We start from the raw sequence: 348 nt of genomic DNA, 5'->3' as shown, positions 1-348 counted from the left end.
ATACGGTGTACATAGTCTTCCGCCACGTTGGGCAGCTCGAAGTTGACCACTTGCGGCAACTTGTCGATGTCCAGACCGCGGGCGGCGATGTCGGTCGCCACCAGCACCTTGACGCTACCTTCCTTGAAACCGGCCAGGGCACGGGTACGGGCACCCTGGCTCTTGTTGCCGTGGATGGCGGCGGCGCTGACACCGTTCTTGTCGAGGGTCTCGGCAACACGGTTAGCCATGTGCTTGGTACGGGTGAAGACCAGTACCTGCTGCCAGTCATTGCTGGTGACCAGATGGCTCAGCAGACCGATCTTGTTGGCCTTGTCGCACGGGTGAACCAGCTGCTCGATGCGCTCG

The 348-nt window shown here is 61.2% G+C and carries 1 protein-coding gene; it reads right to left on the bottom strand.

Annotated features, from left to right (window positions below; genetic code table 11):
• A partial coding sequence (locus tag BN1128_RS00970) for a helicase-related protein (protein WP_042865720.1) occupies nucleotides 1-348 on the bottom strand: 348 nt, incomplete at both ends.

Source organism: Aeromonas piscicola (assembly GCF_000820005.1).
GTDB lineage: Bacteria > Pseudomonadota > Gammaproteobacteria > Enterobacterales > Aeromonadaceae > Aeromonas > Aeromonas piscicola.
The sequence above is the reverse complement of the archived record's forward strand: the minus strand, read 5'-3'. Positions and strand labels throughout refer to the sequence as shown.